24 protein-coding genes are annotated in these 24,088 nt (G+C 72.4%); 11 read left to right on the top strand and 13 right to left on the bottom strand.

Translation table 11 applies throughout. From position 1 onward, the window contains the following. Positions 1–25 precede the first annotated feature (25 nt). The 8 genes from ACLF3G_RS04225 to ACLF3G_RS04190 form a co-directional block, all read right to left on the bottom strand. Complete coding sequence (locus ACLF3G_RS04225; RefSeq protein WP_430668071.1) at positions 26–730, bottom strand: MOSC domain-containing protein; 705 nt, start codon at positions 728–730, stop codon at positions 26–28. Next, positions 730–3,477 (bottom strand): peptidoglycan -binding protein, encoded by a 2,748-nt coding sequence (locus ACLF3G_RS04220; RefSeq protein ID WP_430668070.1) that lies wholly within the window; start codon positions 3,475–3,477, stop codon positions 730–732. The genes ACLF3G_RS04225 and ACLF3G_RS04220 overlap by 1 nt, the downstream gene beginning before the upstream one ends. A 17-nt stretch (positions 3,478–3,494) precedes the next feature. Further along, a complete protein-coding gene (locus ACLF3G_RS04215; RefSeq protein ID WP_430668069.1) occupies positions 3,495–4,631 on the bottom strand; it encodes a flagellar motor protein MotA in 1,137 nt (378 codons plus the stop codon). Between the two features lie 4 nt (positions 4,632–4,635). Further along, positions 4,636–5,049, bottom strand: coding sequence for an OmpA family protein (locus ACLF3G_RS04210; RefSeq protein ID WP_430668068.1), 414 nt, complete (start codon positions 5,047–5,049; stop codon positions 4,636–4,638). 41 nt (positions 5,050–5,090) lie between these two features. Beyond that, positions 5,091–5,948, bottom strand: coding sequence for an inositol monophosphatase family protein (locus ACLF3G_RS04205; protein WP_430668067.1), 858 nt, complete (start codon positions 5,946–5,948; stop codon positions 5,091–5,093). A 165-nt stretch (positions 5,949–6,113) separates the two neighbouring features. After that, on the bottom strand, positions 6,114–6,683 hold the full coding sequence (gene efp, locus ACLF3G_RS04200; protein WP_430668066.1) for an elongation factor P: 570 nt from the start codon (positions 6,681–6,683) through the stop codon (positions 6,114–6,116). 96 nt (positions 6,684–6,779) lie between these two features. Continuing rightward, the gene (locus ACLF3G_RS04195) at positions 6,780–7,208 is read right to left on the bottom strand and encodes a type II toxin-antitoxin system VapC family toxin (protein ID WP_430668065.1); all 429 of its coding nucleotides are present in this window, start codon (positions 7,206–7,208) and stop codon (positions 6,780–6,782) included. Further along, positions 7,205–7,477: a type II toxin-antitoxin system Phd/YefM family antitoxin gene (locus tag ACLF3G_RS04190; RefSeq protein WP_430668064.1), complete on the bottom strand. Its 273-nt coding sequence runs from the start codon at positions 7,475–7,477 to the stop codon at positions 7,205–7,207. The genes ACLF3G_RS04195 and ACLF3G_RS04190 overlap by 4 nt, the downstream gene beginning before the upstream one ends. Positions 7,478–7,573: 96 nt before the next feature. On the opposite strand from ACLF3G_RS04190, the gene ACLF3G_RS04185 reads away from it, so the two are divergent. The 5 genes from ACLF3G_RS04185 to ykgO all read left to right on the top strand — a co-directional run bounded on the left by ACLF3G_RS04185 (position 7,574) and on the right by ykgO (position 13,237). Then, complete coding sequence (locus tag ACLF3G_RS04185) at positions 7,574–8,554, top strand: RluA family pseudouridine synthase (RefSeq protein WP_430668063.1); 981 nt, start codon at positions 7,574–7,576, stop codon at positions 8,552–8,554. A gap of 46 nt (positions 8,555–8,600) precedes the next feature. After that, the gene (locus ACLF3G_RS04180; RefSeq protein WP_430668062.1) at positions 8,601–11,099 is read left to right on the top strand and encodes an AsmA family protein; all 2,499 of its coding nucleotides are present in this window, start codon (positions 8,601–8,603) and stop codon (positions 11,097–11,099) included. 52 nt (positions 11,100–11,151) lie between these two features. Beyond that, entirely contained in the window at positions 11,152–11,808 is a 657-nt protein-coding gene (locus ACLF3G_RS04175; RefSeq protein WP_430668061.1) for a DUF533 domain-containing protein, read from the top strand. After that, entirely contained in the window at positions 11,805–13,046 is a 1,242-nt protein-coding gene (gene acdA, locus ACLF3G_RS04170) for a 3-sulfinopropanoyl-CoA desulfinase (protein ID WP_430668060.1), read from the top strand. Before ACLF3G_RS04175 ends, acdA begins: the two co-directional genes overlap by 4 nt. 65 nt (positions 13,047–13,111) lie before the next feature. Beyond that, positions 13,112–13,237 (top strand): type B 50S ribosomal protein L36, encoded by a 126-nt coding sequence (gene ykgO / locus ACLF3G_RS04165; RefSeq protein ID WP_430668059.1) that lies wholly within the window; start codon positions 13,112–13,114, stop codon positions 13,235–13,237. A 125-nt stretch (positions 13,238–13,362) separates the two neighbouring features. Here ykgO and ACLF3G_RS04160 read toward each other — a convergent pair whose 3' ends face one another. Continuing rightward, on the bottom strand, positions 13,363–13,716 hold the full coding sequence (locus tag ACLF3G_RS04160; RefSeq protein WP_430668058.1) for a hypothetical protein: 354 nt from the start codon (positions 13,714–13,716) through the stop codon (positions 13,363–13,365). A gap of 136 nt (positions 13,717–13,852) precedes the next feature. Here ACLF3G_RS04160 and ACLF3G_RS04155 point away from each other — a divergent pair, with 136 nt between their 5' ends. The 3 genes from ACLF3G_RS04155 to ACLF3G_RS04145 are packed head-to-tail and all read left to right on the top strand — an operon-like array spanning position 13,853 to position 17,963. Beyond that, positions 13,853–15,280: an FAD-linked oxidase C-terminal domain-containing protein gene (locus ACLF3G_RS04155; protein ID WP_430668057.1), complete on the top strand. Its 1,428-nt coding sequence runs from the start codon at positions 13,853–13,855 to the stop codon at positions 15,278–15,280. Continuing rightward, a complete protein-coding gene (glcE, locus tag ACLF3G_RS04150; RefSeq protein ID WP_430668056.1) occupies positions 15,277–16,437 on the top strand; it encodes a glycolate oxidase subunit GlcE in 1,161 nt (386 codons plus the stop codon). The genes ACLF3G_RS04155 and glcE overlap by 4 nt, the downstream gene beginning before the upstream one ends. Next, positions 16,434–17,963: a M81 family metallopeptidase gene (locus tag ACLF3G_RS04145; protein WP_430668055.1), complete on the top strand. Its 1,530-nt coding sequence runs from the start codon at positions 16,434–16,436 to the stop codon at positions 17,961–17,963. Before glcE ends, ACLF3G_RS04145 begins: the two co-directional genes overlap by 4 nt. An 18-nt stretch (positions 17,964–17,981) precedes the next feature. On the opposite strand, the gene ACLF3G_RS04140 is transcribed toward ACLF3G_RS04145, so the two are convergent. Then, positions 17,982–18,164, bottom strand: coding sequence for a hypothetical protein (locus ACLF3G_RS04140; RefSeq protein ID WP_430668054.1), 183 nt, complete (start codon positions 18,162–18,164; stop codon positions 17,982–17,984). Between the two features lie 154 nt (positions 18,165–18,318). Between ACLF3G_RS04140 and glcF the strand changes: the two genes are divergently transcribed. The 3 genes from glcF (at position 18,319) to ada (ending at position 21,416) form a co-directional block, all read left to right on the top strand. Continuing rightward, positions 18,319–19,650 (top strand): glycolate oxidase subunit GlcF, encoded by a 1,332-nt coding sequence (gene glcF / locus ACLF3G_RS04135; RefSeq protein WP_430668053.1) that lies wholly within the window; start codon positions 18,319–18,321, stop codon positions 19,648–19,650. Between the two features lie 43 nt (positions 19,651–19,693). Continuing rightward, positions 19,694–20,260: a tetratricopeptide repeat protein gene (locus tag ACLF3G_RS04130; RefSeq protein ID WP_430668052.1), complete on the top strand. Its 567-nt coding sequence runs from the start codon at positions 19,694–19,696 to the stop codon at positions 20,258–20,260. Positions 20,261–20,342: 82 nt separating this feature from the next. Then, complete coding sequence (gene ada, locus ACLF3G_RS04125) at positions 20,343–21,416, top strand: bifunctional DNA-binding transcriptional regulator/O6-methylguanine-DNA methyltransferase Ada (RefSeq protein WP_430668051.1); 1,074 nt, start codon at positions 20,343–20,345, stop codon at positions 21,414–21,416. 34 nt (positions 21,417–21,450) lie between these two features. Here ada and ACLF3G_RS04120 read toward each other — a convergent pair whose 3' ends face one another. From ACLF3G_RS04120 to pyk, 3 genes are all read right to left on the bottom strand, one after another. Continuing rightward, positions 21,451–21,852 (bottom strand): VOC family protein, encoded by a 402-nt coding sequence (locus ACLF3G_RS04120; RefSeq protein WP_430668050.1) that lies wholly within the window; start codon positions 21,850–21,852, stop codon positions 21,451–21,453. Positions 21,853–21,886: 34 nt separating this feature from the next. Next, positions 21,887–22,369, bottom strand: a complete 483-nt coding sequence (locus ACLF3G_RS04115; RefSeq protein ID WP_430668049.1) for a hypothetical protein — start codon at positions 22,367–22,369, stop codon at positions 21,887–21,889. 64 nt (positions 22,370–22,433) lie between these two features. After that, on the bottom strand, positions 22,434–23,867 hold the full coding sequence (pyk, locus tag ACLF3G_RS04110; protein WP_430668137.1) for a pyruvate kinase: 1,434 nt from the start codon (positions 23,865–23,867) through the stop codon (positions 22,434–22,436). Positions 23,868–24,088: the final 221 nt, after the last annotated feature.

The raw sequence follows: 24,088 nt of genomic DNA, 5'->3' as shown, positions 1-24,088 counted from the left end.
GCGGCATCCGTTTGAAGATCCTGTCTCAATCCATCAGCCGCACTGCATCGCCAACCTTGATCGGCCCGCAGCGTGCGGTGGCGGCATAGATGCCGAGGTCGTTGCCGAAATGCTCCGCCACGGTCCGCAGCACGGTGGCATCGCGCCGCGCCGTATCGGGGCAGATGGTGACCATGGCGCAGCGCGGCGCCGGCCCGCTGACCATCAGCTCCGCTTCGCCGATGGCGATGCGGCGGGACTGCCAGCCGGCTTCCTCCGCCTCGCTCTCGATGACGATGTTGATGCGGAAGCGCCGCGTATCCAGTGCTGTTCCATGCGCCGCATCGAGCCGCGCCAGGCTGCCCGTCGTCACCAGCGAGACCGGCATCGAATCATAAGCGCCGCGGCCGAGATGCAGCAGCGCCACCGGCTCCCCGGCCTCCGCCGCCAGGGCTTCCGCCAGCGCCGGATCATCAAGCGCCATGGCGCGCCCGTCGGGGTCGGTCACCTCGACGGGCGAAGTCCGCAGGCTCCCGGGCTCCAGGTAGCGCGCCGCATGGCGCACCAGCCCCGGAACCTGGCGTCCCGTCAGCCAGGGGAAATGGCTGCGGCTGGTGCTACGCAGGAAGCTGTACTGCCGGTCGCCCGCCAGCCCGGACCAGCGCAACTCGGCCGCCTCCAGCGCCTCGCCCGCCATGGACTTGACGGGAAAGCGGGTGAGGGCGGTGACTCGCCCGATCGCCTGGCCCATCACCGCGGCACCGTCTGCACGACGATGGCCCGCGCCGCGACCCGCCGCCCTTCCCGCCGCGCCGCCTCCATGGCCGAGGCCAGGGCCGCGGCGAAGTCCGCCACCGGTTGCACTTGCGACTGCGAGGCGGCGAGCAGCGGCCCCTCGCTCGCCAGAGCCAGCACCATGTCCGTGCCGAACGGCGCTTCCACCAGCCAGGGACCGGAGCCGGCCTCGCCGAGCCGAAGCCGCGCCCCTGCCGGCAACCCTGTGCGCTGGTCCAGTCGCACCGCTTCGCCGCTGGTGGACAGATAGTAGAGTGCAAGCTGCCCGCCCCAGCCCGGCATGGCGACGTCGAAGCGCAGCGCCGCCCCATCCGGCTGCGGACCGCTGCCCACCAGTCCCAGGCCGCCCTCCATCGGTGCCTGGCGCAGCACGGCCAACACCTCGCAATACGGCCCCTCGAAGCCACTCACCGCCAGGGCCTCCGCCGGCGCGCCGCGCGCCTGCAGGGCACCGCGCAGCGCCGGCTCGGCGGCACGCCGGGCGACGCCGGTCAGGCGCGGCGGGTCGTCGCCAGTCACCGCAAGTCGCGCGCAGGCCTGGCCCTGCGCGACCTCCGCCAGGACGCGCCGCAGGTCCGGCGCCGCCGGGGCCGCGGCCCGCTGGGGCAGCGAACCCGTGGGGGCCGGCTCCAGCCGCAGCTCGATCCGCCGGTTGCGTGCCAGCGCGTCGGGCGTGTCGCGGTCATCCAGCGGCTGGGTGTCGCCGAAGGCGGCGGCGGCGACTCGGTTGGCCGGCAGCCCGGCGTCGATCAGCAGCCGCGCCACCGCCAGCGCCCGCGCCGCTGACAATTCCCAGTTCGCATTGCGCCCGCCGCCACGGATCGGGCTGCGGTCGGCATGCCCATCGACGCGTAGCAGCCAGCCGAGATCGGCCGGAAACTGCCGCGACAGTTCCAGAAGCACCGTGCCCAGCTCCCGCATCTGCTGCTGCCCAGCCGGCGACATCTCCGCCGATCCGACCGGGAACAGCACCTCCGACTGGAACACGAAGCGGTCGCCGACGATACGCACCTCCGGCCGTTCGCCAAGCACGCGCCGCAGCCGGCCGAAGAAGTCGGAGCGATATTGCTGCAACTCCTCGACCCGCGCCGCCAGTGCCACGTTCAGACGCTGGCCGAGCGCCACGATCTGCGCCTCCTTGTCCCGCCCGGCATCCTCCGCCGCATCCAGCGCGCCGGCGACGCGGGACATCTCTGCCCGCAAGGCTTCGAGCTGCCGGGTCAGCAGCGCCACCTGGGCGCGGGCGCTTTCGGACAGCCGGCCGAACTCGCCCGCCTGCGCCTCGGCCGCCGCCCGCCGCCGCTCCTCCTCCGCCGCTCGGCGATTGGCCTCCGAGGCCAGTTGCGCCGCGGCGGTCCGGCCCTGTTCGGCCTGCGCCACGCGCGCCTGTTCAGTTCGGAGCAGCGCCAGCGCCTCGTCCCGCGCCTGTTCCACCGAGGTCCGCTGCCGCGCCTCGCCCTCCGCCTGCGCCAGCGCCTGCTGCGCCTGGCGTTCCACCTGGTCCCGCAGCGCCTGCAGGGCCGAGATCTGCTGCGTCAGGCTGGCGATGTCGGACAGCCGGCCCTGGATCGTCGCGCGGTCCGCCGTCACGGTCTGGTCGAGCCGCTCGGCCTCCGCCCGCAGCGCCGCCAGGTCGCGCCGCGCCGCCTCCAGCCCGGCCCGTGCCTGCGCCAGTTCCGCCGCCAGTGCCGCCGCCTCGCGCCGCCGTTCCTCCAGGTCCCGCGCCGCGGTGGCGCGCGCCTGCGCCAGTTCCTGCGCGGTCGCCTGCCGCGCCGCGCGCTCCGCCGCCAGGTCGCGCGACAATGCCTGCGCCGAGCCCTGCGCCTCCGCCGCGTCCCGCTGCGCCGCCTCCAGCACCGCCCGCGCCGCCGCCAACTCGCGCGCCAGTCCCTCCGCCTCCTGCCGCCGTGCCGCCAGCTCCCGCGCCGACAGCGCCCGCGCCTCCGCCAGCTCGGCCTCCGTCGCGCCGCGTACCGTGCGTTCGGCCGCCAGGTCGCGCGCCAGCGCCTGTGCCTCCCGCTGCTGCACGGCGAGGTCCTGCGCTGTGGCCTCCCGCGCCGAGCGTTCACCCGCCAGGTCCCGACCGAGAGTCTCCACGGTGCCCCGCACCGTCGCCAGGTCCCGCCGCACCGCCTCCAGCGCGGCGCGTTCCGCCGCGAGCAGCCGCTGCGCATCGGTCAGCGTGCGCACGGTGCGCGCGGTGTCGCCGCCCGCCGCCTCGGCCCGTGCCTGCGCCTCCGCCAGCCGGCCCTCCAGCTCCGCGATGCGCGCCGAGCCATCGCGGGCCGACAATTCCAGGTCCGCAAGCCGCGCCGAAAGGCGGGAGCGCTCGCCGCGCGCCGCATCCCGCTCACCCACCAGCCGGTCGCGCTCCTCGCGCAACGCGGAGGCTCCCTCCAGCGCCACATCCCGCGCCGCCACGGCGACCCGCAGATCCTCCGTCAGCCGCCCGAGCGAGCCGCGCAGCTCCTCCGCCTGGCCGCGTTCCAGCGACAGCAGTTCCGACAATTCGCTGACCTGCCGGTTCAACCGGTCCAGCGCCCGGTCCCGCGAGGACAGCGCCACCGAGAGAAACCCCTGGCCCAGCACGAAGACTAGCAGCACGAAGATGATGACCATGAGCAGCGTGGAGAGCGCATCCACATAGCCCGGCCAGGCATCCAGCCCGCCACCGCCCCGCCGCCGGCGACCCCCCAACGCCATGGATCAGGCTGCCAGGATCATCGCGACGGGTCTTCCGCCAACGCCGCGATGGTGCGTGCCAGCACCTTGATCTCGTTGCGGATCTCGGTGGTGGCCTGCATGCGTCCCTGGGTCATCTCCTCCAGGATGCGGGCCAGGTAGAGCTCCTGGTTGCGGATATGCCCGCGGGAGGCATCGTCCAGCGCGCCATGCGCATTGGCATCCGCCATGTTCTTCAGCGTCGGGATCAGCTGGGACTGGCTTTCCGCCATGCGCGACATCAGCACCTGCGCCGCGCGCATCTGGTCGGCCAGGATCGACAGGCGCTCGGTCAGCGTCATCAGCGCCTGGTTGGACTGCGCCCGGCCATCCTCGCCACGGCCGATGGCGCGCTGCAATTCCTCCATGTTCTCGGCCGATTGCTCCAGCAGCGCCTGGACATAGGCGGGCATGGAGCCTTCGCCCTCGTTGCCCAGCGCGCCGGAGGACAGCCGCGTGGCGCCGGCCAGCCAATCCTCCAGTTCCGAATAGAAGCGGTTCTGCGCCTGCCCGGCTGTGAGATCCAGGAAGCCCAGCACCAGCGCTCCGGCAAGGCCCAGCATGGAGGAGGAGAAGGCGATGGACATGCCGCGCAACGGCTGCGCCAGCCCGGTCTTCAACTGGTTGAACATCGCATTGATGTCGCCCGAGCCGACCGACATGCCGCCGATCACGTCGGAGACCGCCGCGATGGTCATCAGCAGCCCCCAGAAGGTGCCGAGCAGGCCGAGGAAGATCAGCAGCCCCGTCGCATAGCGCGAAAGCTCGCGGCTTTCATCGAGGCGGGAGGAAATACCGTCCAGCACGCTGCGCATCGCCATGGCGGACAGCGACAGGCGTTCGGAACGCCGGCCCGCCAGCATGCTCGCCATTGCGGCCAGCAGGCGCGGCGGCTTGCGCGGGGCGGTGGCACCGGGCTTGCGGAACGCCTCCAGCCACTCGACTTCCGCCGTCAGCACCAAGACCTGCCGGATGTTCCAGCCGATGCCGAGCAGCAGAACCACGGCGATGACGCCGTTCAGCATCGGGTTGGCGGCGAAGGCCGTGGCCAGCTCCCCCGACAGCAGCCCGACCAGCAGCGACACCGCCGCCAGGAAGGCGAGCATGCGCCAAAGGAAGACGGTCGGGTTGGTCATGCGGCTACCTCGTGCCCGGTGTGGCGCGCGGGACGCCCGGCGGAAGGATCTCGGCAATGTCGGCCGGCGGTTCCAGCCGGCCGAGGGCGCGGATATCGACCCGCGTCGCCACCAGGCCCGCGGCCACCAGCGCATCCCGCACCGCCGCCGCGCGCGCCAGCGACAGCCGCCGCGCGATCGAGGCATCGTCCGCTGGCCCACTGGCCTGCGCCTGCACCGTGATGCGGCCGGCGGGAATCGGCGCCAGGGTCTGCGCGATGCCGGCCAGGGCGTGCCGGTCCCGCGTGCTCAGCGCCGACTGCCCCTGCGAGAACTCGACGCGCCAGCCGCCCTCGGGTCGCGGCGAGACACCTTCAGCCGTCGCCGCGCTGGCGGCGAGGAGGATCGGCAAGGCAGCGAAAAGGGCGCGGAATCGCATGATTCCGAAAGGCTAGCCTGTCAGGCGGGCCCGCGCCATCGTCAGCTCGTTACGGCGGCGGCGCGATGCGCCTGGGCTGCGGCGATACCCTCGGCCACCACCTCCCGCAGCTTCGGATGCAGTGCCTGGTTGCCGCAGACCACGTCGCCGGTTTCGTAGTGCGTCTCGCCACCGGCGGGGTCGGAGAGGAAGCCGCCGGCCTCCTTCACGATGACCAGCCCGGCCGCGATGTCCCACTTGTTCAACCCGAGTTCCCAGAACCCGTCATACCGCCCGGCCGCGACCCAGGCGAGGTCGAGCGCTGCCGCACCGAAGCGCCTGACGCCGGCCACGTGCGGCATCAACCGCGCCAGGGTTGCCGAGAATTCCGCCTTGCGCTGCACCTTGGCGAAGGGAATGCCGGTGGCGAACACGGCGGATCCCATGTCGCGCCGCGCCGAGACGCGCAGGCGCTTGTCGTTGAGAAAGGCGCCCATGCCCTTCTCGGCCCAGAACATCTCGTTGCCTGCCGGGTTGTAGATGCAGCCGGCCATGAGTTCGGAGGTGTTCTCCCCCGTTCGCTTCTCGACGCCGACCGAGATCGCCCAGTGCGGGATGCCGTGCAGGAAGTTCGTGGTGCCGTCCAGCGGATCCACCACCCAGCGCCAATCCCAGTCATCGGCGCCGGACGCGCCGGATTCCTCCATCAGGAACCCCCAGCCGGGGCGGGCGCGGGACAGTTCCTCGCGCAGCGTCTGTTCGGCGCGCAGGTCCGCCTGGCTGACGAAATCCCCGGCGCCCTTGGCGGTCACCTGCAGCGATTCGACATCGGCGAAATCCCGCAGCAGCCGGCGGGCGGCCTTCTGCATGGCGGATTGCAGCACCGTCATGGAGGCGGAAAGGCGGGGCGAGACGGCCATGGGACGGATTCCGAACTGAATGAGCGGCGGGCACGAGATGGGCGGCCGGCCTTTGCCGGCCGAGCGCCCGAACGGGCGCCGCCGCTTATGCGGCGAGCCAAGCGCGCGGAGCGCGCGCCCGGCGCCTGAGGGCAACAAATACAGCCAGGAGATGACGCTTTCGCGTCAGCTCTTGGCGCGCTCGTAGTAGCTGCCATCCTCGGTCTTCACCACGATGCGCTCGCCCACCGTGATGAAGGGCGGCACCATGGTCTTCACGCCGTTGGACAGGACCGCGGGCTTGTAGCTGCTGGTCGCGGTCTGGCCCTTCACCACCGGATCGGCCTCCACCACTTCCAGCGTCACCTGCTCCGGCAGGGTCATGGCCACCGGCTCGCCCTCGATCAGGCGGACGCCGACGGTCATGTTCTCGACCAGGAACGGCAGGCGGTCGCCGAGGATGTCCTTCGGCACCTGCGTCTGCTCATAGGTCTCGGGGTCCATCAGGACGATCATGTCGCCCTCGGCGTAGGAGAAGGTGAACTCCTTGTCCTCGGTCATCAGCCGCTCGACCGTATCCGCCGTGCGCCAGCGCTGGTCCTTCTTGGACCCGGTCTTGATGTTGCGCATGTCGACCTGAATGATCGCATTGCCCTTGCCAGGAATCATGATGTTCTGGCGGATGATGGTGTAGCGCTGGCCCTCGAACTCGATGACCATGCCGGCGCGCATCTGGTTGGCCTGCATCTTCGCCATGGTGCGGTAGTCCTGAATGAGCGGTGGGGAATGTCCGGGCGCGGATACAACGCCGGGCGGCCAGGGGCAACCTTGGCAGCAACCTTATAGGCAACCTCAGCAGGCGATGGTGGCCAGGTGGCCCGCTCGCCCATAGGCCAGGATCGCCGCGTCCCGCGTCACCACCGGCAACCCCCGGTCGCGGGCAGTCGCGATGATCAGGCGGTCGCCCGGGTCGCCGTGCAGGTCGCCCGGCAGCCAGGAGGAGTCGAGGGCGGCCCCCGGCGTCAGCGGCGCCTCCCGGATGCCGGGGCCGGCCATCACGCGGGCGAACCAGGTCTTCGGGTCCGGCAGGAAGGCCAGCGCCGGGCGGTTCGGCCGTGGTCGCGCCAGCAGCCCGACCTCCCAGGCCGAGACCGGCGAGACGAAGATGCCGGCGCCGCGCCCGGCCAGCTGAATGGCGGAGAGCGCTTCCGGTGCCATCGCCGCGCCGGTCGCCAGCCAGATCACCGCGCAGGTGTCGAGCAGCACGCCATCGCGGCTCATCCGTGCAGGTGGCCCTGTTCCGCGGCAAGGGGTTCGTCCGCGACCGGTGCCGTCAGGTCAAAGCCGGGCGGGATGGTCACGCTGCCACGCAGGAAGCCGTGCAGCGCCGCCACCTCCGCCGAGGGCGGCGTCGGCGGCACCAGCACGGCGACGACGCGGCCCCGCTTCGTCACCTCCACGCGCTCCCACTCCCCAGCGCCGACGCGGTCGAGGATCTCGAGGCAGGTTGCCTTGAACTCGGTGGCGCCGATCAGTTTCGTGGTGGGCATGGTCCCGTCCAACTGGTCATCTCGAATGACCATATATCTTGGCGTCATCCCGGCACAAGGACCTTGCACCCGCCCCATCCATGCTATGCCCCCGCCATGACCGTGCAGCTCAAGAAAGTCGCCGCCGATGAAGGCGACACCCGTCTCGACCGTTGGCTGAAGCGCCAATTCCCCGCGCTGACCCAGGGGGCCCTCCAGAAGATGCTGCGCACCGGGCAGATCCGCGTCGACGGCAAGCGCGCCGAGGCCAACACCCGGCTCGAAGCCGGCCAGGAAGTCCGCATCCCGCCAGTGACGGAAAACCCCGCCCGCGACCTGCCGCGCACGCCAAAGCCGGTGGATGAGCGCGACGTCAAGGCGCTGCACCAGATGGTCATCCACAAGGATGCCGACGTGCTGGTGCTGGACAAGCCGCATGGCCTGGCCGTGCAGGGCGGCCCCGGCATCGCCCGGCACCTGGATGGCATGCTGGACGCGCTGCAATTCGACGCCGCCGAGCGCCCCCGCCTGGTGCACCGGCTGGACCGCGACACCTCCGGCGTCCTGGTGCTCGCCCGCACCCTGTCCGCCGCCTCCCGCCTCGCCGCCGCCTTCCGCGGGCGCGATATCGAGAAGACGTATTGGGCCGTGGTCCTCGGCGAGCCCAGCCCGCCCGCCGGCCGCATCAACATGGCGCTGGTTCGCCAGGGCGGCCCGCGCGGCGAACGCACGGCGCCGGCCGAGCAGGGGGAGGACGGCACCCATGCCATCACGGATTTCCGCACGCTGGACGTGGTGCGCCGCAAGGTCGCCTGGCTGGAGATGAAGCCGCTGACCGGCCGCACCCACCAGCTTCGCGTCCACGCGGCGGAGGCGCTGGGCTGCCCGATCCTGGCCGATGGCAAGTATGGCGGCCAGGCCGCGCATGTGGAGGGCCTGCCCGCCAGCCTGCACCTGCACGCCCGCGCGCTGCGCCTGCCGCACCCCGCCGGCGGCTGGCTGGAAGTGGCCGCGCCGCTGCCGCCGCACATGAAGGAAACATTTTCCTTTTACGGCTTCGAGGCGCCCCGCACGCCAAAGCCGCGCCGGGTGAGTTGAAACGGGCGGGGTAGGTCCCGGTGTGCCGCGGGTGCTAGACACCCGCATGACACAGACCACGCCCCGCCGTCGCCGCTGGCCCTGGATCCTCCTGGCCCTGGTCATCGGCCTGCCCGCTTTGGTCCTCGGCGCGGCGCTCGTCTTCCTCGATGCGGAGTCGCTGCGCCCGCGCCTGGTCGCCGCCGTGGAACGCGCCACCGGCCGCGCCTTCACCGTGGGCGAGATGCGCCTCGGCCTGTCCCTGGTGCCGACGGTGGAACTGCGCGACGTGGCGCTGGCCAATGCCGAGGGCGGCAGCCGGCCGCAGATGCTCACCGCGCGCCGCGTCCAGGTCCAGGCCGCGCTGCTGCCGCTGCTGTCCCGCGAGATCCGCATCTCCCGCATCGAGCTGGAGGACACCGACCTGCTGCTGGAGGTCGACGCCCAGGGCCGCGGCAACTGGCAGTTCGCCCGCGCCCAGCAACCCGCCGAGCCCACCCAGCCGGCGCCGGAGGAAGCGGTGCGGGAGGCGCTGGCACTCGGCATCGACGCGCTGCGCCTGGAACGCGGCCGCATCGCCTGGCGCGATGCCCGCAACGGCCTGGCGGAGACCGTCGAGATCACCCGGCTGGACGCCTCCGCCCCGCTCGGCACCGCGATGACGGCGCAGGGCGAGGTGGTGCTGCGCGGCCAGACGGTGGCGCTGAGCGCCGAGACCGGACCGCTGGCGCAGTTCGGCGGTGCGCAGCCCTGGCCGGTGGCGGCGACGCTGGCCGCGGCGGGCGCCGAGGCGAAGCTGAACGGCACGCTGACCGGTCCCGCCTGGGATGGCCGGGTGGAGGCCCGCGTGCCGGACCTCTCCAGCCTCGCCCCGCTCGCGCAGGGCGCAGCGCTTCCGCCACTCCGCAACGTGGTGGCGAATGCTGGCGTCGCCGGCACCGGCGGCGCGGTGTCCGCAGTGCGCGACCTGCGGCTGGTGGTGGGCGCCTCGGACCTGTCCGCGCTGCGCCCTGGGCTCGCCATTCGTAGCGCCGAGTTGACGGCGGCGGGGCTGGAGGCGCCGATCGCGCTGGCCACGGAGCTGACGGTGGAAGGCCAGCCGCTGCGCCTCGCCGGCCAGGCCGGCACGCCCGCGCTGCTGCTGGCCGGCGGCGCCGGACCGCTGCCCGTTGACCTGCGCCTGGAGGGGCAGGGGGTCGCCGGCACCGTCAAGGGCACCATCGCTCAGCCCCTGGCGCTGCGCGGCATCGACCTGGCGATCACGGCGGAGGCCGCCGACCTGGCGCCCTACGGTGTGTCCGGCCCGGGCAGCCTGGCGGCGCAACTGGTGGCACCCGGGCCGGGCCTTGCAGGTGGTCTGAGGCTGAACGGGCTTCGCGCGGAACATCCGGCCGCCGCGGTGCAGGGCGACCTCGCCTTGGCGCTGGCCGCGCGCCCGAACCTGACCGGCACGCTGGCCTTCCCGCGCCTGGATGTGGACGCGCTCCGCGCCGCCCGCCCGGCGCCGGCCGCCGCGCCCGCGGCACCCGCTTCTCCCGCTCCGGCGCCGGCCGCCACGGACAATCGCGTCATCCCCGCCACGCCGCTACCCTTCGCGGCGCTGCGCGCCCTGGACGCCGATCTGCGCCTGATGGCCCCCGCCATCACCGCCGGCGGCCAGCCCTGGCGCGAGGTGTCCGGCCGGCTGGTGCTGGACAACGGCAATGCCCGCATCACCCCGCTTTCGGCGCAGACCCCGGCCGGGCCGGTCACCCTGCGTGTCGAGGCCGATGGCCGTGCCGACCCGCCCCGCCTGCGCGTCGTCGCCACCTCGCCTGGCCTCGACATGGCGGCGCTGTCGCGCGCCCTGGGCCGCGACCCGCTGCTGATCGGTTCGGCGCAGCTCGATGCCGACCTCGCCGGGACCGGCGCCGACCTCCGCGCCGTCGCGGCCAGCGCCGCCGGACATCTTGGGCTGGCGCTGGTCGATGGCCGCGTGCCGCGTTCGCTGCTGCGCGCCCTGCCGCAGGAGGTCCTGGGCATGGTCCTGCCGCCCGGCAACGAGGACATCCCGCTGCGCTGCTTCGCGCTGCGCGCCCCTGCGGAGGGCGGCATCCTGCGCATCGCCACGCTGTATGCCGAAGGCGCGCTCGGCCGCATGGCCGGCACCGGCGCCATCGACCTGCGCGACGAGACCCTGGCGCTGCGCCTGCAGACAGACCTCCGCGCCGGCCCGGTGGCGCTGCGCGCGCCGGTGAACATCGCCGGCGGCTGGCGGGCGCCGCGGGTTGGCGTGGAGCCCGGCGCCGCGGCCGCCGCCGGCCTTGGCGCCTTCCTGTCGCAGCAGCGGACGCCGGATCGGTCCTTGCAGGCCCTGGCTGAGATTCTCGGCGGTGGTGGCCAGCGCGCGGCGGCCGCGCCTCTCGGGGAATGCAGTGCGGCGCTGGCGGAGGCGCGCGGCGGCACCGCCGGTCCGGTCCCCGCCACCGCGCCCGCGCCCGAACCCGCGGCGTCCCAGCCACAGCCCGCGGCACCCGAGGCGCGCCCGGATCCGGTCGATATCCTGCGCGGTCTCCTCGGCCGGTGACGGTTCCCAAGCCGGCGTGTCCGGCCTAGGAATGGCATCAGGGAGTGGCAAGATGGATTTGACCCGTGTCCTGGGCGCGCTTCTGGGTGGCGCCACACGGTCGCCGCGCCGGCGGCGCCGCACGACCCAGCCTTTCGGCGGTGCCTTGGGCGGCCGCAGCAGCCAGGCGCAGATCGTCCGCGCCCTGGCCGGCCTCGCCGGCGTCGCGATCGAGGCAATGACCCGCAACCAGGGCCAGGCCTCCGCCCCGCCGCCCTCCCGCCCGCTGCCGGAGTGGACGGGCGCCAGCCAGGCTCCCTCCCGCCGCGTCCCGCAAACCGGCTCCCCGTACGTCGCGCCCGCCGAGGCGCCGCCGGCGGCGGAGGAGCAGGAGACCCTGCTGCTGGTCCGCACCATGGTGGCCGCCGCCAAGGCCGATGGCGCGGTGGACGCCACGGAACGCGCCAGCATCGCTGGCCAACTCGACGCCGCCGACCTCACCCCGGAGGAACGCGACTTCGTGCTCGCTGATTTCGACACGCCGCTGACGCCGGAGGCGCTCGCCGCCCAGGCCGGCGACCCGATGCTGCGCGCCCGCCTCTACGCCGCCGCCGTGGCGGCGATGGCGGAGATCACGCCGCCCGAACGCGCCTGGCTCGACCGCTTCGCCAAGACCCTCGGCCTGGACCGCAAGGCCGCCGCCGCCATCGAGGAAAGGCTCGCCCCATGACGCCCACCGACGGACTGACGCCGGAGCAATCCGCGCTGCGCGACCGCGCCCGCGAATTCGCCCGCGAGGCCGCGGCACAGGCCGCCGAGACCGACCGCAGCGGCCAGTACCCCTGGCCGATGGTGAAGCGCATGGCGGAAGCCGGCTTCACCGGCCTGACCATTCCGCGCGAATGGGGCGGCCCAGGCGGTTCCGTGCTCGATGCCGCGCTGGTGGTGGAGGAACTGTCCAAGGCCTGCGCCGTCTGCGGCCGCATCGCGGTGGAGGCCAACATGGGCGCGGTCGGCGCCATCATGGCCTATGGAACCGATGCGCAGAAGAAGCTCGCCGCCGGGCTGGTCCTGGCCGGCGACAAGCCCGCGATCTGCATCACCGAACCCGATGCCGGTTCTGCCGCGACCGAGATGACCACCACGGCGGAACGCCGCGGCGATCGCTGGGTGATCAACGGCCGGAAAACCTGGATCACAGGCGGCGGCGTCTCCCGCCTGCACCTGATCTTCGCCCGCGTGATCGAGGACGGCGCCTTCAAGGGCATCGGCGGCTTCCTGGTGGTGCGGGACGGGGAAGGCACGCCGGCCGGGCTGATCGTGGCACGGCGCATTCCCTCCCTCGGCCTCTGTGGCATGCCGGAGGCGGAGTTGCAGTTCTCCGACCTCGAAGTGGCCGATGACATGGTGCTGCGTGCGCCGGGCGGCTGGCAGCGCGGCTTCGGGCGGCTGATCGATGCCTATAATGGCCAGCGTGTCGGCGCCGCCACGGTGGCGCTCGGCCTCGCCGCCGGCGCCTATGAACATGCCGTGGACCGCGCCAATGCCCGCACCCAGTTCGGCCGGCCGATTGCGGAATTCCAGGGCCTCGGCTGGATGCTGGCCGACATGTCGATCGAGGTGGAGGCCGCCCGCGCCCTGGTCCACCGCGCCGCCCGCAGCGCCGGCCCGGCCGGCTTCCCGGACCGCCTGGCCGCCGCCCAGGCCAAGGTGTTCGCCAGCGAGATGGCGATCCGGGTCACCAACAACGCGCTGCAGGTCTGGGGCGCGGCGGGCTATTCCAAGGACAACCCGATGGAGCGCTACCTGCGCGATGCCCGGATGTTCGCCATCGCTGGCGGCACGGCCCAGGTGCTGCGGACGCAGGTGGCCGAGCAGATCCTCGGCCGCAAGCTGCCGCAGACCCGCGACGGCTTCCTGCGCATCATCGCGGCGGAGGGCGCGGCCGGGAAGCTGGCGGCGGATTGAACCCGCCAAGGTTGACTCCCGGCCCCCCGCCTCGTATTTCGCCCGGCCTTCGCAGGACCATCACCATGAAGATTCGCAACAGCCTCAAGACCGCCAAGGTCCGTGACAAGAACTGCATCCTGGTGCGGCGCCGTGGCCGCACCTATGTGCTGAACAAGAAGAACCCGCGCCTGAAGGCCCGCCAGGGCTGAGCCTGGGGCGCCGGGCCAGTCCCGGCGCCGGCCTGGCCGCCAGCCTCGGCTGGCGGTGATTCGGCGTGATGATGGGAAGCCGCGCCGGGATGGCCCCCGGCGCGGCTTTTCGTCGTGGTGGCCTCTCAGCGCGGCAGCAGGCGCTCGCTGCCGACCGAGCCCTGCGTTCCCTGGGTCCACAGCCCCACCAGGTTGCCGTTTGGCTCGGGCACGTACATGGCGACGCCGGTCTCGCGGCCTGACTGGTAGCCGACGACGAAGATGCCGCCCTGCAGGATCCCGACCCCGTTGGTCGTCTCGCCCGCCACCCGCCAGGTGAGGCGCCAGGTGTCCGGGCCGGTGGGCTGAAGCTGCACGGTGCCGACATAGGCGGTGCCGGCGGCATCCGAACCCTCGACGGCATAGGTTCCGGCCCGCTGCGCATGGGCCGGCACGGCAAGCAGGCAGGACAAGGCTAGCACGGCCAGAGTCGAACGCATGGCGGTTCTTCCAATCTTTGGTTGATTAACAATTTGCTATCATCAATCCGAGGATGCGGATACCCGCCCCTCCTTGCCGCGCCACGCCCGCCGGACCATCTTCCGGCGCATATCGTCGCGTGGCGGGGGACCATCCATGATCGCACTGCCCAGGCCCAAGCCCACGGTGCTGGCCCGCGCCGGAGAAATCGTCGCGGCGCTGCGCCGGATCGTACCGGGCGAGGGGACGATCAGCGAACCGTTGCGCCTGCGGCCCTACGAAACCGATGGCCTGTCGGCCTACCGGCAGATGCCACTCGCCGTGGTGCTGCCGTCGACGACGGAACAGGTTGCGGCGGTGATGCGGTACTGCCACGACAACGGCATCCGCGTGGTTCCGCGCGGCGCCGGCACCAGCCTCTCGGGCGGCGCGCTGCCGCTGGAGGATGCGGTGGTGATCGGCCTGATGCGCATGAACCGCATCCTGGAGATCGATTTTGAGGATCGCCTGGCGGTGGTGGAAGCCGGCGTCACCAACCTCGGCATCACGAAGGCCGTTGAGCATGAGGGCTTCTTCTACGCCCCCGACCCATCGAGCCAGTTGGCCTGCATGATCGGCGGCAACGTCAACATGAACTCGGGCGGCGCGCATTGCCTGAAGTACGGCGTCACCGCCAACAACCTGCTCGGCCTGCGCATGGTCACGCCGACCGGCGACATCGTCGAGATCGGCGGCGACCACCTGGATGCGGCCGGCTATGACTGGCTCGGCCTGATGACGGGCAGCGAGGGCATGCTCGGCATCGTCACCGAAGTCACCGTCCGCATCCTGCGCGGCCCGGAAGGCGCGCGCGCCATGCTCGCCGCCTTCAAGGGCACCGAGATCGCCGGTGCCGCGGTGGACGCCATCATCGGCTCCGGCATCATCCCCGTCGCACTGGAGTTCATGGACAAGCCCTGCATCCATGCCTGCGAGGCCTTCGCCCATGCCGGCTACCCGCTGGATGCGGAGGCGATGCTGATCATCGAGGTGGAGGGCAGCGTCGCCGAGCAGGACGCGCTGCTCGACCGCATCAAGGACATCTGCTCCCGCTTCGACCCGATCAGCCTGAAGGTGGCGCAGACGCCGGAAGAATCGGTCGCGATCTGGAAGGGCCGCAAGGGGGCGTTCGGCGCCGTCGGCCGCATCTCGCCCGACTACCTCTGCATGGACGGCACCATCCCGACCGGCGAGCTGCCGCATGTGCTGAAGCGCATCGGGGAAATGAGCACGCAATACGGCTTGCAGGTCGCCAACGTCTTCCACGCCGGTGACGGCAACCTGCACCCGCTGATCATGTTCGACGCCAACGACCCGGCCAGCTTCCACAAGGCGGAGGCCTTCGGCGGCGACATCCTGAAGCTGTGCGTCGAGGTCGGCGGCTGCCTCACCGGGGAACACGGCGTCGGCGTGGAGAAGCGCGACCTGATGCATGTGCAGTTCCACCCGCATGAACTGGCGCAGCAGCGGGCGATCAAGTCCGCCTTCGACCCCGCCTGGCTGCTGAACCCGCACAAGGTTTTTCCGCTGCTGGACAACGCATGATCGAGCCACGCGACGAGGCTGCGCTTGCCGATGTGGTGCGCGCGGCCCACGAGCCGCTGGCGATCGAGGGCAACGGCACCAAGCACGCCCTGCTGCGCCCGGTCCAGGCGGCGGAGACGCTGAGCACGCGCGCGCTGACCGGCATCACGCTGTACAAGCCGACCGAGCTGGTGCTGTCCGCCCGCGCCGGCACGCCGCTGCCGGAGATCGAGGCGGCGCTTGCCGAGCACGGCCAGATGCTGGCGCCGGAGCCGCCCGACCTCTCCGCCTTCTTCGGTGCGGAGCTTCCGGCGACCATCGGCGGCATCGTCGCCACCAACCTGTCCGGGCCACGCCGCATCACTGTCGGGGCCATGCGCGACCACCTGCTCGGCATCCGCTTCGTCAACGGGATGGGAGAGGTGCAGCGCAGCGGCGGGCGGGTGCTGAAGAACGTCACCGGGCTCGACCTGTGCAAGCTGCTGGCGGGCAGCCACGGCACGCTCGGGGTGATGACGGAGGTGACGCTGAAGGTGCTGCCGGCGGCACGCGATCAGGCGACGCTGTCGGTGGCCGTGGCGGGCCTCGCCACCGGCATCCGCGCGCTGTCTGCCGGCCTCGCCAGCCCCTACGGCGTCAGCGGTGCGGCATTGATCCCGGCGCCGGATGGCAGTGCCACCGCGCTGCTGCGGCTGGAGGATTTCCCGGACAGCGTCGCCTACCGCGGCGGCCGTCTGCGCGACGACCTGCTGGCGCATGGCGACGTCACGCTGCTGGCGCGCGAGGAATCGGAGGCATTGTGGCGCCGCGTGCGCGATGCGGGACCCTTGGGCGCAGCGCCCGGGGACGCCGTCTGGCGCATCTCCGTCCGCCCAAGCGCGGCCCCCGCCGTGGTCGCCGCCCTGGCCGATCCCGCCCGGAAGATGCTGCTGGATTGGGGCGGCGGCCTGGTCTGGATCGCCGGCCCGGCGACGGAGGCCGCACATGAGGCCGTGATGAAGGCAGCGACGGCGTCCCGCGGCAGCTTCACCCTGTTCCGCGCCCCTGCGCCGCTGCGCGCTGCCGTGCCGGTGCTGACCCCGGAAGCCCCGGCCCTGGCCGCCATCGCCGGCCGCGTGAAGGCCGCGCTCGACCCGCGCGGCCTGTTCAACCCCGGTCGCATGAGGGCCAGCCTGTGAACCCACCTCGCGTCGCCATCCTCGGCCTGCACCTCGAGGTCAACGCCTTCTCCCCGCCCACCACGCGGCTGGACTTCGAGCAACAGAGCTGGGTCGAGGGCGACGCCATCACCGAGGCCGGCCGCGCCAAGGTCAGCGCCGTCCCCACCGAAATCCCCGGCTTCTACACCCGCATGGACGCGACCGGCCCCTGGGAGCCGGTGCCGCTGATCGTCATCACCGCACCCCCCGGCGGCATCATGGCGCCCGGCATCTTCCCGGAATTCCTGGCAATCGCGCGTGCCCGCCTGGAAGCGGCCGGCCCGGTCGATGCCGTCTATGTCGCCAGCCACGGCGCCAGCCGCGCGGCGGAGGAGGCGGACACCGATGGCGCCATCCTCGCCATGCTGCGGGAGGTCGTCGGGCCGGATGTGCCGATCGTCGGCACGCTCGACCTGCACTGCAACGTCTCCGACCGCCAGGTCGAGCTGTCCGACCTGCTGATCGCCTACCGCACCAACCCGCATGTCGACATGCGCGAACGCGCCTCGGAGGCCGCCGGCGCCATCCGCCACATGCTGGCCAGCGGCGAACGGCCCGAGACCCACTTCATCCGCCTGCCGATGACGCCGCCCACCGTCACCCTGCTGACCGCGGAGGCCTCACCCTACTCCGCTGCCATCGCGGAGGGCGTGGCGGCGCGGGAGGCGGATCCGGACCTGGTCGGAGTCTCCGTCACCGGCGGCTTCGCCTATACCGACATTCCGAAATGCGGCCTCTGCGTCTGGGCCTCGGCGCGGCCTGGGCAGGGCGCCAAGGCAAAGGCGCTCGCGGAACGTCTCGCGAAGCGCATCTGGCAGGATCGCGCGGCGCTGACCCGGACGCTGACCTCCATCCCGGATGCGGTGGCGCTGGCCGTTGCGGCCGGGGCCGATCCGGCGGTGCCGCGGCTGGTGCTGGCCGACGTGGCGGATAATCCCGGCGGCGGCGGTGGCGGCAACACCACGGCGCTGCTGGCCGCCCTGCATGGATCACGCGCCCGTGGCGTGGTGTTCGGCGTGCTGATCGACCCGGTGCTCGCCGCAGCCGCCCATGCGGCCGGGCAGGGCGCCCGCATCGAGGCTGTGGCCAACGCGACGCCCGGCCCCCTCGCCGAGACCTTCCGAGCCAACGCCACGGTGCGCGCACTGTCGGACGGCACCGGCGTGGGGCGCCGCGGCAGCATCGCCGGCCGCGCCTTCTCCATCGGCCCGGCCGCGCTGCTGGAGCTGGAGGATAGCGGCCTGCTGCTGGCCGTCGGCAGCCTGCGCCGGCAGCTCCTGGACCCTGCGATGCTGGAGATCCTCGGCGTCGACGTCGAAGCGGCGCGGACCATCGTGGTGAAGTCGCGCGGCCATTTCCGCGCCGGCTTCGACATCTACGCGACGCCTGACCGCACGCTGGAGGTTGACGCGCCCGGCCTGGTCAGCCCGGTGCTGTCACGCTTCGCGTTCCGCGGCCTGCCGCGCCCGGTCTTCCCGCTGGATGCGGACGCCGCCTGGGGATAGCGGCGGCCGCGAACCGGCTCAGCCGGAGCGGCGGTCGCCCCTGCGCCCGTCCTGCCTAACCGCTTCCTGCGGCCGGCCGATGCGCAGCAGCGCCTGCTGGCGCGCCGCCTCGGTGGCGCCGAGCCGGGCGACCTGCCCGGGCTGAGCTAGGATGTTGGTCACCGGACGGTGGCCGGACTCGATCCGTGTCTCGTCGCGCATCCTGCGTCTCCTCGGCCTGGCTCGCGCACCGCGGACGCCGCCGCGAATGGGAGTTCAGAAAGCGCCGCGCCAGCCTGGCGGTTCCCCGGGCCCCGCACTCCGCGGCTTCCGGCCGGCCCTGGCAGACCCTATGTAGGGCAGGTGGGAGATCGAGATGCAGACCACCTTCACGGCCGAACAGCTACGCGACCCGGATACGGCCGAAAGCAACCGCATCCTGCGCACCTGCGTCCATTGCGGCTTCTGCACCGCCACCTGCCCGACCTTCCTGCTGCTGGGCGACGAGTTGGACAGCCCGCGTGGCCGCATCTACCTGATCAAGGACATGCTGGAGAACGACCGGCCGGCGACGCCGGAGGTCGTGAAGCATGTGGATCGCTGCCTGTCCTGCCTGTCCTGCATGACGACCTGCCCCTCCGGCGTGAACTACATGCACCTGGTCGACCACGCCCGGCGCCACATTGAGGAGACCTATCAGCGCCCGCCGGCCGAACGGGCGCTGCGCCGTCTGCTGTCGGCCCTGCTGCCCTATCCTGGTCGCTTCCGCCTGGCGCTGCGCGGTGCCGTGCTCGGCCGCCATTTGTCCCGCTTCGTGCCGGGCACGTCGATGCCGGCGCAGCGGCTGCGGGCGATGTTCCGGCTTGCCCCGGGCCGCGTCCCGCCGGCCAGTGCAACGGACCGGCCGGGCGTGCACCGGGCCGAGGGGCACCGCCGCGGCCGCGTCGCCCTGCTGACCGGCTGCGCCCAGAAGGTGCTGGCACCCTCGATCAACGAGGCGACCATCCGCCTGCTGACCCGGATGGGCCTGGACGTGGTGGTGACTCAGGACCAGGGCTGCTGCGGCGCGCTCGACCACCACATGGGCCACCACGACCCGGCGATGCGCCTGGCCCGCGCCAATATCGGCGCCTGGGTGGCCGAGTTGGACGGGGAGGGGCTGGATGCCATCGTGGTCAATGCCTCCGGCTGCGGCACCACGGTGAAGGATTACGGCTTCATGTTCCGCTCGGAGCCCGCTGGCTGGGCCGAGAAGGCCGCCCGCGTCTCCGCCCTGACCATGGACATCACCGAGGTCCTGCAGAAGTTCGACTACGTGCCGAGCCTGCCGAAGCCGGACCTTACCGTTGCCTACCATTCGGCGTGCAGCCTCCAGCACGGCCAGAAGATCACGACAGCGCCGAAGGAGTTGCTGAAGCGCGCCGGCTTCGCGGTGAAGGAGCCTGCCGAGGGCCATATCTGCTGCGGCAGCGCCGGCACCTACAATCTGATGCAGCCCGAGATCGCCGGGCAGTTGCGCGACCGCAAGCTGGCCAACCTGGACCGCACCCGCGCCGACCTGATCGCCGCCGGCAACATCGGCTGCCTGACGCAGCTGGCCGGCGGTGCGATGCCCACCGTTCACACGGTGGAACTGCTGGATTGGATGGCCGGTGGCCCGGAACCCGGTGCCGTGGCCACCGCCCGCTCGGCCCGTGCCGCCGCATGAGCCGAAGCGGTGTCCCCGACGCCCGACGGCGGAGGCTGTAACCATGCTGCTCCGTGCCGCCCTGTTCCTGCTGCTCCTCGCGCCGCCCGCGCTGGCGCAACCGGCCGCACCCACCCCGGCCGAGACCCGCCAGGCGCAGCTCGACCAGTTGTTCGAGGCGCTGAAGGCTGCCCCTGACACGCAGGGTGGCCAACTCGTCGAGGCCCGCATCCGCGCGCTCTGGAGCCGTGCCGTCTCCCCCGCCGCCGCGCTGCTGCTGCAACGCGGCGTCCGCAACATCCAGGCGAATGCCACCGCGGACGCGCTGGAGGATTTCGACGCCGCGCTGGTGCTCGAACCCGGCGCCGCCGATGGCTGGCTGCTACGCGCCCAGGCCTATGCTCGCCTCGGAGACACGGCCGCCGCCGCGCGCGACCTGCAGGAGGCGCTGCGGCTGGAGCCGCGGCACTTTGGCGCGCTGGTCCAACTGTCCCAGCTCCAGGAGGAAACCGGCGACCTGCGCGGTGCGCTGCGCAGCCTCGACGCCGCCCTGGCGCTGCACCCGAAGCTGCCTGGCGGCGACCAGCGGCGGCGGGAGTTGGTGCGGCGGGTGGACGGCGTCGCGCTGTAGGCGTTGCGCCGCAACCCGCGGATGGCGACGTCCGGTGCTGCGGTGCCAAGTTGGCTGACAACGCAGTGATGTGGTGACCGTCATGCCCGAAGCCCCGCTCCCCGAGATCCTCGACGGCCTGCGCTGGCAGGCGGTGCTGGACCGCCAGGCCGATCCGCCCTGCGGCGGCTTCCTCTACGCCGTCACCACCCAGGGCGTGTTCTGCCGCCCCGGCTGCCCGGCCCGCCCGCCGCTCCGCCGCAACACGCGGTTCTTCCCAGATGCCCAAGCCGCCGAGGCCGCCGGCTTCCGCGCCTGCAAGCGCTGCGACCCGAAGGGCGACCGCGCTCGCCTGCATGCCGAGGCCGTCGCCGCCGCCTGCGCCATGATCGAGGCAGCCGAGACCATCCCCTCGCTGGAGGCGCTCGCCGCCCGCGCCGGCTACGCCCGCCACCACTTCCTTCGGCTGTTCCGCGACATCACCGGCGTGACGCCGCGCAGCTATGCGGAGGGCGTCCGCGCCCGCCGCCTGCACGCCGCCCTCGCCGCCGGGGACCGCGTGGCGGAGGCCGTGGCCGGCGCCGGCTTCGGCAGCGAAAGCCGCGTCTATGAGAGTCCTGGCCGCCATCTCGGCATGACCCCCGGCGCCGCCCGGCGCGGCGGGGCGGGGGAGGTGATCCACACCGCGCACGCTGACAGCGCCATGGGGCCGCTGCTGGTCGGTGCGACCGAGGCCGGCATTTGCTACATCGGCTTCGCGGAGCCGCCGGAGGCCCTGGAAGGCGACCTCCGCGCCCGATTCCCGCAGGCCCGTATCGCGCCGGCGCCGGACCACCTGGCCGCCTCGGTCCAGGCTATCGCCGCTTTTATCGCGGAGCCGTCCGCCGCGCTGGCCCTGCCGCTGGATTTGCGCGGCACCGCCTTCCAGCGCCGGGTGTGGGAGGCGTTGACCCGCATCCCGCTTGGCGAAACGCGCAGCTATTCCGGCCTGGCGGCGGAACTCGGCCAGCCCGCGGCGACGCGCGCCGTGGCCCGCGCCTGTGCGCAGAACCCGGTGGCGCTCGCGGTGCCCTGCCACCGCGTCGTCGGCGCCAGCGGCGACCTGACAGGCTACCGCTGGGGCGTGCCGCGCAAGGCGGCGCTGCTGGCCGGGGAACGCCGGGCGCGGTCGCGTTAGGTCGAGGGAAGCCGGTCAGGCCGATGCCCAGGCCCTATCCTGGGTGCTGCCAGGACTTGTAGACCGCCTCCAGGCTGTAGCCGTCGGGATCCAGGACTCCGGCGGCATAATACCGTGGGTCGTAGTGCAGGCGCGGACCCGGCGGGCCATTGTCGCGCGTCCCGGCTGCCATGGCAGCGGCATGGAAAGCGTCCACAACGGCTTGGCTGTCGGCGACGAACCCGACATGGGCGGCGCGACCGTCCGCCTCGCCGGGCCGCAGCCAGAAGAAGGTCCGGCCTTCCCGCCCGAACCCCTTGAGGTCGGGATGCCCCGGCGGTCCTGCCCGGCCATCGTAGTCGATGCCATGGGTGATGCCGAGGGGCGCCAGGGCCTGTTCGTAGAAGGCGACCGAGCGATCGACATCCGCGACCGAGATGAAGACATGGTCCAGCATGGCTCGCTCCCCGTACCGGTCGGTCGATGCGGTCTTATTGCGGGGTCGGCGAGGCCGGTGCGGCTGGCGCCGGGTCCCTGGCCGGTGCCTCCCTTGCAGGTGGCGCCTCGGCCGCGGGCGGTGTCTCCGCCGGCGGTGCCGCGGCGGCGGCGGGGGGATTGCGCGGCACCAGCCTTTCCCGCGCATTGGCGGGCGCGCCGATGATGGTCCATTCGCCTTCCATGCTGCCGTCGGGGTTCAACGTATAGATGCCGATGCCCGGGCGGCGTGACAGGCCATAGGCCACCGCGATGGTCCGGCCGGAGGCGAAGCCCACGCCCTCCACCGCCTGGTTGCCGATGCGCCACAGGATGGTGAAGGAGGACAGCCCAACCTGCTGGATCTGCGCCACCCCGGTATAGCTGGTGCCGTCCAGGTTCGTCCCGGTTACGTCATACAGCCCCGCCTGCTGCGCGGAAGCGGGAAAGGCAAGGCCCGCCAGCAGCGGCAGGGCGAGGGACAGGCGGCGCAGGCTCATTGCGGCAACTCCAGACTTCGGCCGCAGGGAACGCGCGCCCGCCGCCCAGGTCAACCGCGGCGCGCTATTTCACGATGGCGACGCGCAGCGCGTTGGTGGTGCCCGGCGTGCCGAAGGGTACCCCGGCCGTCACCACCACCTCGTCGCCTGCCTTGGCGAAGCCCTCCTGGCTGGCGGCACGGATCGCCTTGGCGACCATGTCCGTCATCGAATGCAACTCCACCGTCATCATCGGGTGCACGCCCCAGACCACGGCCATGCGCCGCGCCGTCTGCATGCTGGCGGTCAGGCCGAGGATCGGGCAGGACGGCCGCTCCCGCGCCACGCGCAGCATGGTGGAGCCGGTAGAGGTGAAGGTCGCGATCGCCTCCGCCTCGATCGTCTGCGCCACCTGGCGCGCCGCGGCGGCGATCGCGCCGGCCGAGTTCTTCTCCGGCGCCGGGCGGGCGGCGTCGGTCAGGCGGCGCCAATCCGGGTCCTGTTCCACCCGCGCCACGATGCGATCCATGATGTTCACCGCCTCGAACGGGAACTGCCCCGCGGCGGTCTCCGCCGACAGCATCACGCAATCCGCGCCATCGAACACCGCCGTCGCCACGTCCTGCGCCTCGGCACGGGTCGGAGAGGGCGCGGTGATCATGCTCTCCAGCATCTGCGTCGCCACCACCACGGGCTTGCCCAGCAACCGCGCCGCGCGGACGATCTGCTTCTGGATCAGCGGCACTTCCTCCGGCGGGCATTCCACGCCGAGGTCGCCGCGCGCGACCATGACGCAATCGGCCTCCGCGAGGATGGCGTCGAGGTTCTCGACCGCCTGCGGCTTTTCCATCTTCACCATGATCCAGGCGCGCCCGGCGGCGATCTGCTTCGCCTCGATCACATCCTCCGGCCGCTGCACGAAGGACAGGCCGATGTATTCCACGCCCTGCGCCAGCACGAAGTCGAGGTCGATGCGGTCCTTTTCCGTCAGCGCCGGGATCGGCAGCACCACGTCCGGCACGTTGACGCCCTTGCGGTCCGACAGCGGCCCGCCGACCACCACCTGCGTCTCCAGGTGATCCTCCCGCTTGTGGGTCACGCGCAGGCGCAGCTTGCCGTCGTCCAGCAGCAGCGTGGTGCCGATGCCGGCGGCCTGGATGATCTCGGGATGCGGCAGTTGCACGCGGCGCACGTCGCCAGGCGTGGGCGACAGGTCCAGCCGGAAGCTCTGGCCGGTCTGCAGCTGGACGCGGCCAGCCTGGAACTTGCCGACGCGCAGCTTCGGCCCCTGCACATCGGCCAGGATGCCGATGGGCCGGCCGACCTTTTCTTCCAGCGCCCGGATCGTGGCGATCCGCGCGGCGTGGTCCTCGTGGCTGCCATGGCTGAAGTTCAGCCGGAACACGTCGGCCCCGGCGCGGAACAGCCGCTCGATCACCTCGGCCGAGGAGGAGGCCGGGCCGAGTGTCGCGATGATCTTGGTCCGGCGCCGGCGGCGAAGCGGTGGGCGGGTGGCCATGGGGCGGGCTGATCCTTCGCGGCGAGGGAGTTCGGGCGGCGCCTCCGGCGCGTCGGGCCGGACCGTGGCGGGTGGCACGCCAAGGGCGCGGGCAACTTCCACCACCCGATCCTCCGGCACTCGTCGCCACTGGGACACGGCGGCGGTGGAAATGCCGAGGGCGGTTGCGATACGGGTGACAGCGCCGCGCTGGATCAGCAAGGCTTCGAGATTGGGGTCGC

This window comes from Falsiroseomonas sp. HC035, from assembly GCF_050563525.1.
In the GTDB taxonomy this organism is placed as follows: Bacteria; Pseudomonadota; Alphaproteobacteria; order Acetobacterales; family Acetobacteraceae; genus Falsiroseomonas.
Note: the sequence above shows the minus strand (reverse complement) of the source record. Positions and strands in the feature narration are given on the sequence as shown.